Consider the following 8957-nt stretch of genomic DNA (forward strand, 5'->3'; position numbering starts at 1 on the left):
TTTGTAGGTCACGCTGTCGAGCGTGAACTGCGCTTTGGCGATGCGGTTGGCGTACCGGCCTACCAGTGTGCCGAAGTAGGGATTGCCGGGCTGAAGGTAACCGCTGAGGCTGTCGAAGGAAAGCACCACGTTGCCGGGGGCACCGTTCTTGTCGGGCGTGATGATATCGGTGATCACTCCGCCGTAGTTGAGGACTTTGACGATCATGCCGTTGGCGTTGGTCAGCGTGTATTGGGTGACTTCAGCGCCGCCCGTTTCACCATATTTCGAGCTGGTCAGCGAAACCGTGGCGGCTTTCTGGCCGCTGTCGCCGCAGGCGGTGAAGGCCATAATGCCACCGGTAGACAATGCCATGAGGGTCGAGAGCTTTTTCATGTAGAGCGTGAAATTTTAAAATACAATACTTGGGTTTGATCCTTTAAATATCTGGATTAAATCCTGATATTTAAAGTCAATTTTTCAGGAATGTTTGATAAATTGTCTGGCCGACATTTAAATAGCAACCACGTAAAAAACTGATCCGCTTTGAAAATCGCCCAATATTCCAGCAAAAACAGGATGCTGGTGGCAGTAGACTGTATTATTTTCGGATTCGACGGAACCGAGCTCAAGTTGCTGCTCATCAAGCGGGGCTTTGAGCCGGAAAAGGGCCGCTGGAGCCTGATGGGCGGGCTGATGAAGCGCGACGAAACCATCGACCATGCCGCCAGCCGCGTATTGAAAGAGCTCACCGGGCTCGAAAACGTGTACATGGAACAGTTGTGCACTTTCGGGGAAGTAGAGCGCGACCCGGTAGACCGTACCCTTTCCGTCCTCTACAGCAGCCTGATCGACATCAACCGCTACACCCAGCAGATCAACCAGGATTACCATGCCGAGTGGTTCCCCCTGAAAAAACTCCCTTCCCTCATCTTCGACCACCGCGATATGGTGACGCTTGCGCAGCAGAAGCTCCGTTACAAAGCCGCCTTCCACCCCATCGTATTCGAACTGTTGCCCGAAAAATTCACGCTCCCCCAGCTCCAGCACCTCTACGAAGGCATCTTCGACACGCTGATGGATAAAAGGAATTTCTCCCGGAAGGTGCTGTCTACCGGCCTGCTCATCAAGCAAAAAGACAAAGAAAAAGCCACCTCGAAACGAGGGGCTTTCTATTACAAACTCGATAAAAGGAAGTATCAGACCAAGTTCAACGCTTTCCTCAATTTCATCCCCAACCCGGACGCCATCCGTTAAAGCGGGTAGAACCGCCAAGACGTCCTGAAATCCTTTGCCGGCAAACGGTCCAGCAGAATGGCGCGCACCATTTCCACGGGCATCGCGTTCTCGCGGATAATGGCGTCATGGAAGTCGCGGATGTTCATCTTCCCGCTGTCCACCAATTCCTTTTTCAGCGCTTCGAACTGCAGGCCGCCGATCATATAGGCCACCTGGTACAGTGGGCCGTACCCGCCTGTAAACGAGCGGCGCACCTCTCCTTCCGCGTTGGCGCGTTCATGATTGACGCGGTCGACCAGGAAATCGATGCATTGTTGCGGGGTCCATTTGTGGGTGTGGTAGCTGAGGGAAAACAGGATGCGGGCGCACCGGTGCATCCGCCAGAACAGCATGCCCACGCGGTCTTCCGCCGAACGGGGGAATCCCTTATCCCATAACAACCTTTCCCAGTACAAAGCCCATCCTTCCGTCCAGAACGGCGTATCGAAACGGCGGTAAGCCTTGTACCGGTCGTTCATGAACTGCTGCAAGCCATGCCCCGCCAGCAATTCGTGGTGCACCACGGCGCGGGAGTAATGGGGATTGTTGCCGCGGATCGACATCATCTTGTCGTCGTGGCTCATCGTATTGGTCGGGAAAGCGATCAGCAATTCTTCTCCGCCGAGGAAAAACGGCGCTACGAGCTGCCTTTCGGGCGAAAGCATGTTCATCCGCCAGGTTTCCTCCGCCAGCGGCGGCAACGATATCAGCTGGTGCTGCTTCAGGAAGGCGACGGATTGGTTATAGAGCTCCAGCATGGCCTCCGGCTGCCAGCCGGGCTCCACGGAAGTGCCTTTCACTTTCTCCATGGCGCCTTTCCAGTTATCGCCGAAGCCCATGTCGCGGGAGGCTTTTAGCATTTCCTTTTCACACCAGGCGAATTCTTTGTTGGCGATTTCGATCAGCTCTTCGGGCGTGTAGGGGATCATTTCCAGTTGCAGCTGGCGGATGATGGCCTCGCGGCCGATGGGATTGCCGATGATGCCGGAACCATCGTCCTGCTGCGTGGGATTGCGTTTGGCGATCTGCTGGAAAGCGTTGGCGTAGCTGTTCAGCAGGCTGTCGAGCCGGCGGTGGGGCGCGGGCATCCACCAGGAAAACTGTGGGTCGAAGCCGGCGTAAAAATCATAGGTGCTTTTGATGGCCTGCTGCAATCCCCGGGCGATGCCGGCGCCGCGCTGGGCAAGTGCGGGGGACAGTGAGCTGTCTTTCCCCAGCAGGGATTGCTGGCGCAGGAGGTCTTTCCCAGCCTGGTTCCACGCGGAAGCAAGGGCGCGCGCGTCGGGCGTAAGGCCCCTGCGCCTGCGGGCTTCCGCGGCATACAGGGAATCGGCGAAGGGGAAGTAACGCTTCACATCTTCAAATTCTTTCTTTTCCTGTTCCAGCACCTGCCGCTCCTGCAATAAGTTGCGGCGGAAGAGAACATAATCTACCCTCGAGCCCACGGGCAGGCGTTCCCAGTCCAGGGCGGAGAGCCGCTGCAGGTAATCGTCCTGCAGCCTTTCGAGCCGCCGGCGCCGCTCCGGGGAATTACGGACGGCGTAGAAGCGTTGCAGGATACCGCGGTCGGCATCGTACTGCACCATGATATTGTTGACTTCGCTGGTTTGCGCGTAGAGATCGGTATCAGGCCGTTGCGCGGAGGCGCTGACGGCGAATGTCAACAGGCAGCAGGAGAAGAAGTGTTTCATAAAGGGAAGCAGATGGTGGAAAAAAAAGCGCTCCCCGGGAATGGAGAGCGCCTTACTATGGTACGATGTGCGGGATTAGTGCACGTTCAGTTGCTTGGAATCGCTCTTCTTTTCCACACCGATCACGCCGGTAGTGCCGCCGCCTTTCAGCGTCAGTTCAACAGGTGCGTTCGTTTTCCAGGAACCGCGGGTGAAGTCGGGGATATCCACGCTGTTGGAGCGTTTGGACAGCGACTTCTCGCTCAGCGGGAAGATGCAGCTCCAGGAAGCGGCGTCGTATACGTCCTGGTCCAGGGGCAGACCGTTGCGGAGGCAATCGATCAGGCGCCAGTCCATCATGAAGTCCATACCGCCGTGGCCGCCGATCTGCTTGGCCATTTCACCGATCTTCTGAACGATCTCGGGTGTGTATTGGTCGTAGAGTTTTTTCAGTTCTTCTTCCTTGATCCAGCTGTGGCCGAAGGCGATGCGCTCGGGGCTGGGCCATTTGCTCGCTACGCCTTTGGTGCCGCTTACGAGATGGATGCGGGAGTAAGGGCGCGGGGAAGTTACGTCGTGCTGTACCATCAGGGTTTTGCCTTTGGCGGTCTTGATGGTGGTGGTGCTCATCTGGCCGCGGTAGTTCTTGCCTACGAATTCGTTATAGAACGGATCGGTGGCAGCGAGCTCCTTAGCCATGTTGGCCATCATGAAATCGTTGCTGGACATGGATACGAGGTAATCCATTTTATCGCCGCGGTTGATGTTCATGCATTGCGCGATGGGGCCGAGGCCGTGTGTGGGGTACAGGTTGCCATTGTGGGCGATGTTCTCGCGAAGGCGCCACATGTTCTGGTAGCCTTTCTTCGAGAAGTTCAGATCGCGCAGGTCGTGGATATACGCGCCTTCGGCGTGTACTACTTCACCGAAGAGGCCCTGGCGTGCCATGTTGAGAGTCAGCAGCTCGAAGAAGTCGTAGCAGCAGTTCTCCAGCATCATGCAATGCTTTTTGGTACGCTCGGAAGTTTCCACGAGTTTCCAGCAGTCCTCCAGCGTGAGCGCGATGGGCACTTCGGATGCCGCGTGGGCACCGTGCTCCATGGCGTAGAGGGCCATGGGCGTGTGGAGGTCCCAGGGGGAAGTAATATACACGAGATCCAGCTTCTCCTTGTCGATCATTTCCTTCCAGCCGTTTTCGCCGGAATATTCCTTCGCCGCGGGGCGGCCGGATTTGGTAACGATTGCGTTGGATTTGGTGGCGCGCTCAGGGAGGAGATCGCAGAGGGCTACGATTTCAACGCCGTCGATATACGACATGCGCTGTACCGCTCCGGGGCCGCGCATACCCTGGCCGATAAAGCCGATGCGCACTTTATCGATCTTCGGGGCGGCGTAACCGCTCATATTGAAGCGCTGGCCTTTCTTGGACTGATCCAGGGCGCGTTTCAATTCCGCGTCGGTCGGAACGGCAGCTGTGGATGCGAAAGACGGGATGCCGGTCATCAGTGCGCCGGAACCGATCGCCAGGTGGCGAAGAAAATTTCTCCGATTTGAACTCATAATGAAATAGGTTGAGCTTATTGACAATAAAGAGCCGGTTAAATTAATAAAGATTTCCGCTTTTTTCAGAAATCCTCCATTAACGGTGAAAATTTTGGAAGAAATGCGCCATCCGGTGGATAGGCAGCTTATTTACATGCCGGGCGGTTTTGGCGTCAGATGAGCGACAAGTTGCCGCCGGGCGCCATTTCGTAAGGCTCATGGCCGGCCTTGAAGATCCTGGCGCTGAGGGGCCCCCGCAATGCGATCTCGGTGCCTTTCACTTCGATCCAGCTGCCTTCGCGCAGGCCGACCACGGGAACCTGTTGCTGGGTATGGAACTCCCGGATGCGGGTTTCGCGGGTCTCGCCCATATGCCCGGAATCAGGGAGCGGGTCGAGATAGTGGGGGTTGAGGTTGAAGGGGACCAGGTTCATGGTCTGGAAGCTGGACGGGTACACGATGGGCATATCGTTGGTGGTCTGCATATTGACGCCGCCGATATTGCTGCCGGCGCTCGTGCCCAGGTAAGGCTTCCCTCCTTCCACTTCGGCAGCGAGCAGGTCCATGAGCTTTTGTTCGTGCAGCTGTTTGACGAGCAGGAAGGTATTGCCACCGCCGGTGAAATATCCCGCGGCATGGCGGATGGCCACTTCGGGATCTTTGAAAGTGTGCAGTCCTTTCACCTTAATCCCCCAGTTGCCGAAGGCGGCCGCGGCGCGGGCGGTGTAATCGTCATGGGAGATGCCGCCGGGGCGGGCATACGGGATGAAAACGAGTTCCGGGATGCCGGCGAACAACTCGCGGATGGCGGGCTCCAGGTAAGCAAGGTATTCCTGTCCGGACAAAGTCGACGTACTGGCTAAAACTATCTTTCGCATGTCCCGAAAATACAACTCCCGGCGCAAACGGGAAAATCCCGCCTGGGCAGTAATACCTACACACTAAAGGGCAGGATTCCGTAAATTGCAGGGAACAGCAAACATCAGTCCCATGTCGATAACGAATGAACAGGAAATGCAGGGCATGCGGGCGGCCGGAGAAGCGGTAGCCCTCACCCTGAAAGCCATGCGGGAATATGCCCGTCCGGGCATGTCCACCGGAGAACTGGACGAGTTCGGCAATGCCGTTCTGGCCTCCTTCGGTGCAAAGAGCGCGCCTAAGCTCACCTACGGGTTCCCGGGGTGGACCTGCATCTCCGTCAACAACGAAGTCGCCCATGGCATCCCCTCCACCAAACGCATCCTGGCAGAGGGCGACCTGCTGAACGTAGACGTGTCCGCCGAACTGGACGGCTTCTGGGCGGACAACGGCGGGTCGTTCGTGCTCGGGCAAGACGTTCACGGCCATCAAAAGCTGGTAGACGCTTCCCGGGAGATCCTCCGCAAAGCGATCGACGGTATCCGTGACGGCGTGAAGATCGCGGAGATCGGCGGGCTGATCGAGTTCGAAGCGAAGAAAAGAGGCTACCGCGTGATCGAGAACCTCACCGGCCACGGCATCGGCCGCAGCCTGCATGAAGAGCCGCATTCCATCGCCAACTATTACGATAAATACAACCGCACCCGGTTCCGCAAAAACGGCGTGGTGGCGATAGAAACATTCATTTCCACCCGGGCCACCTGGGCGTATGAAAACGGCGACGGCTGGACGCTGCAGACGAAAGACGGCAGCTTCGTTGCCCAGCACGAGCATACCCTCATGGTGACCGACGGCGCGCCCGTGCTGTTCACCAGCGGCAACGACATCTGGAATTAAATTCCCGCAGATAATTGTGAGGCGCCCCCGGCCGGGGGCGCCTTTGCTATTCCTTCCACTCGCCCCTGATAATTTTGGAAGCGGCACAGGTACACATTGCGGTGCGCAACATGAACGGTCAAACGCAAACATTGCCGAATGCGCGGCAAGATGCGGGCGAACATACTTTGCGCTGGCCGCAGGCTCCCCGGCCCGCGGGCGTGTACATCCTGCGGATGAAAGCCGGGCGCCTGGAAAAGCAGGTGAGGCTGGTAGTGGAACTGTAGTCAGGCGGTTATAACAAAGTCAGCGGGGCACGGTGAAAATACCGGCCCCGTTTTTTATCTTGACCCAAATTCCACCTTCCCATGACCCTCACGCAACGAATCGCTTCCATCGATATCACGCGCGCCCTGACGATGACGCTCATGATCTTCGTCAACGACCTCTGGACCCTCCACGATATACCCGGCTGGCTGGGGCACACGCAGCCGCAGGAAGACGGCATGGGCCTGGCGGACACCGTTTTCCCCGCGTTCCTTTTCATCGTAGGCATGAGCCTGCCTTACGCCATGGCCAACCGCATCCGGAAGGGCGACAGCACCTGGGCGCTGTTACGGCATGCGCTGGAGCGGGGTTTGGCACTGCTGGTGATGGGTGTAGTGCTGGTGAACGGCGAAAACCTGAATGAAGGCGCCACGGGCCTGTCGCGCGGGATGTGGAACGTGATCGCCTGCACGTCGTTTATCCTCATCTGGAACCAATATCCTGAAAGCTGGCCCGGCGTCCGGAAGTATGTGCTCAAAGCGCTGGGCATCGCCGGGTTGCTGCTGCTGGTGTATGTATGCCGGTGTGGCGACGGCTCCCAGGGTTTTTCGAAACACTGGTGGGGCATTTTGGGGCTGATAGGCTGGTCGTATCTCGTGGCTTCGGTGGTGTTTATCTTTGGGCGCGGCAGGATTGCAGTAGTGCTGGCGGCCTGGGCGGTGTGCATGGCATTCAATATCGCGGCGCACAGGCATGTAACGCCCGAAGGGCATTGGCTGCGGGCCTGGCTCGGGCCGGTGGGCGATGGCGGATTGGCGGCCCTGGTGCTGGGAGGCGCCATTACCTCGATGATCTTCCGCCACTTTACGGCTACAGCGCGCTCCGTTTCCGTTATTGGATGGTTAATATTGATAGCCGCGGGGCTGGTAACAGCGGGGATCATTACCCGGCCGTATTGGGGAATTTCCAAAGTGATGGTGACGCCGAGCTGGGTGTTCATCTGCAGTGGCATTACGATTGCAGTATTCGCGATCGTGTACTGGGTGGCGGATCTGCTGGGAAAGGCGGATGCGTTCCGGATCATCCGGCCGGCCGGGACCGACACCTTACTGTGTTACCTGGTGCCGTATTACGCTTATGCCATTATGGGGGTAATGTCGGTGCCGATGATGTTCCCATGGGGCGGGTGGCCGGGTTTGCTGAAATCGTTGCTGTTTGCTTTGATTATCGTGCAGGTAACGGGCTGGATCAGCAGAAGGGGAATCCGGCTGAAACTGTAAATTTGTGACATGATGATAACCATAGCGAACGAAATCCTGGCCGTGCAGATCAGTCCCAAGGGCGCAGAGCTGCAGGGCATCCAACGGAAAGATAACCAGCTGGAATACCTCTGGAGCGGCGACGCCGCGTTTTGGGGGAAGAAGAGCCCGGTCCTGTTCCCCATCGTGGGCGGACTGAAAAATAACCAATACCGGTTTGAGGGAAAGACGTATGAACTGGGGCGCCATGGCTTCGCGCGCGACAGGGAGTTCGAAGTGGCGGAGCAGACGCCGCATTCGGCTACTTTCATCCTCACTGATGATGCGGATACCTTGCAGCGTTACCCTTTTCCGTTTACGCTGGGCATCCGGTACGAAGTGCACGACGCCACGCTTTCCGTGAAGTACACCGTGCAGAACACGGGCGAACGCGCCATGTATTTTTCGGTGGGCGCGCATCCTGCCTTCAGGGTGCCGCTGGCGGAGGGGACTGACTATTCCGACTACCATTTGCATTTCAACAATACAGAAAACGCCGGGTTGTGGCCGCTTTCTCCGGAAGGACAAATTCAGGATCAGCCGGTGGCGTTTTTCGACAATACCCAGGAGCTGCCGCTGACGAAGGAATTGTTTTATAAAGACGCCCTCGTTTTCAAGCACATCGCTTCCAATTCCATTTCCATCCGCAGCGATAAAACGCCCCATGGGCTGGAGCTCCGCTTCCCGGGGTTCCCGTATATGGGGATCTGGGCGGCGAAGGATGCAGACTTCGTTTGCATCGAGCCCTGGTGCGGCATTGCAGATGCAGTGAATGCCAGCGGGGAGCTGCAGGAGAAGGAAGGCATCATCGAACTGGCCCCTGAAGGAATCTTCCAACGGGAGTGGTCCGCGATTTTTTTCTAAGCGTTCTTACGGAGCCGTTAACATTTCCGCCGGGGGCTGCCTCCGGCGGAAATCCCCATTATCTCCCTGATTCCAATTCGTTTGTACATAGGCGTTATAACATGTATTAACATTTTAACCAGATTCATTTCCCTTAATTTGATCTGTTAATGCATTGTTAATCTAATACACCTATCCCCCATGTCTATTTTCGATTTCCCCCGGATCAACTTCAAGGGCCTGGTATCCATCAACGTAGGCACCGCCAACAACGACGACTATTCAGGCGAACAGTTCGTGGGCGGCCCCTACAACGGGATGCCCGTCAGGCTTGCGGATTCCGCCA

Annotated in this window: 8 protein-coding genes and 1 pseudogene; 5 read left to right on the forward strand and 4 right to left on the reverse strand. The window is 57.0% G+C overall.

What is annotated here, in order from left to right; genetic code table 11:
* Nucleotides 1–375, reverse strand: a pseudogene (locus Q0510_RS04035) (galactose-1-epimerase); the annotation flags it as partial.
* Nucleotides 376–525: 150 nt separating this feature from the next.
* Here Q0510_RS04035 and Q0510_RS04040 point away from each other — a divergent pair.
* Nucleotides 526–1236: an NUDIX domain-containing protein gene (locus Q0510_RS04040; protein ID WP_333864770.1), complete on the forward strand. Its 711-nt coding sequence runs from the start codon at nt 526–528 to the stop codon at nt 1234–1236.
* Here the strand turns inward: Q0510_RS04040 and Q0510_RS04045 are convergent.
* The 3 genes from Q0510_RS04045 to pepE all read right to left on the reverse strand — a co-directional run bounded on the left by Q0510_RS04045 (nt 1233) and on the right by pepE (nt 5347).
* Nucleotides 1233–2948 carry a DUF885 family protein gene (locus Q0510_RS04045; RefSeq protein ID WP_298708484.1) on the reverse strand — a complete coding sequence of 572 codons (1716 nt, stop codon included), beginning with the start codon at nt 2946–2948 and terminating at the stop codon, nt 1233–1235. The two genes, Q0510_RS04040 and Q0510_RS04045, sit on opposite strands and share 4 nt — an antisense overlap.
* A 75-nt stretch (nt 2949–3023) precedes the next feature.
* Complete coding sequence (locus Q0510_RS04050) at nt 3024–4487, reverse strand: Gfo/Idh/MocA family oxidoreductase (protein ID WP_298708485.1); 1464 nt, start codon at nt 4485–4487, stop codon at nt 3024–3026.
* 155 nt (nt 4488–4642) lie between these two features.
* Nucleotides 4643–5347 (reverse strand): dipeptidase PepE, encoded by a 705-nt coding sequence (gene pepE / locus Q0510_RS04055; RefSeq protein WP_298708487.1) that lies wholly within the window; start codon nt 5345–5347, stop codon nt 4643–4645.
* A gap of 112 nt (nt 5348–5459) precedes the next feature.
* On the opposite strand from pepE, the gene map reads away from it, so the two are divergent.
* The 4 genes from map (at nt 5460) to Q0510_RS04075 (ending at nt 8632) form a co-directional block, all read left to right on the forward strand.
* Nucleotides 5460–6224, forward strand: coding sequence for a type I methionyl aminopeptidase (map, locus tag Q0510_RS04060; protein WP_298708488.1), 765 nt, complete (start codon nt 5460–5462; stop codon nt 6222–6224).
* A gap of 74 nt (nt 6225–6298) precedes the next feature.
* The gene (locus Q0510_RS04065) at nt 6299–6490 is read left to right on the forward strand and encodes a T9SS type A sorting domain-containing protein (protein WP_298708490.1); all 192 of its coding nucleotides are present in this window, start codon (nt 6299–6301) and stop codon (nt 6488–6490) included.
* A gap of 81 nt (nt 6491–6571) precedes the next feature.
* Nucleotides 6572–7750, forward strand: a complete 1179-nt coding sequence (locus Q0510_RS04070) for a DUF5009 domain-containing protein (protein WP_298708492.1) — start codon at nt 6572–6574, stop codon at nt 7748–7750.
* A 9-nt stretch (nt 7751–7759) separates the two neighbouring features.
* On the forward strand, nt 7760–8632 hold the full coding sequence (locus Q0510_RS04075; protein ID WP_298708494.1) for an aldose 1-epimerase family protein: 873 nt from the start codon (nt 7760–7762) through the stop codon (nt 8630–8632).
* The last annotated feature ends 325 nt before the right edge of the window (nt 8633–8957 follow it).

It is taken from the genome of uncultured Chitinophaga sp., from assembly GCF_937874145.1.
GTDB lineage: Bacteria > Bacteroidota > Bacteroidia > Chitinophagales > Chitinophagaceae > Chitinophaga.

Excerpts from the sequence above, each read along its gene's own strand:
- Q0510_RS04045 (WP_298708484.1), bottom strand. The coding sequence starts at position 2,948 with ATGAAACACTTCTTCTCCTGCTGCCTGTTGACATTCGCCGTCAGCGCC.
- Q0510_RS04050 (WP_298708485.1), bottom strand. The coding sequence starts at position 4,487 with ATGAGTTCAAATCGGAGAAATTTTCTTCGCCACCTGGCGATCGGTTCC.
- pepE (WP_298708487.1), bottom strand. The coding sequence starts at position 5,347 with ATGCGAAAGATAGTTTTAGCCAGTACGTCGACTTTGTCCGGACAGGAA.
- map (WP_298708488.1), top strand. The coding sequence starts at position 5,460 with ATGTCGATAACGAATGAACAGGAAATGCAGGGCATGCGGGCGGCCGGA.
- Q0510_RS04070 (WP_298708492.1), top strand. The coding sequence starts at position 6,572 with ATGACCCTCACGCAACGAATCGCTTCCATCGATATCACGCGCGCCCTG.
- Q0510_RS04075 (WP_298708494.1), top strand. The coding sequence starts at position 7,760 with ATGATGATAACCATAGCGAACGAAATCCTGGCCGTGCAGATCAGTCCC.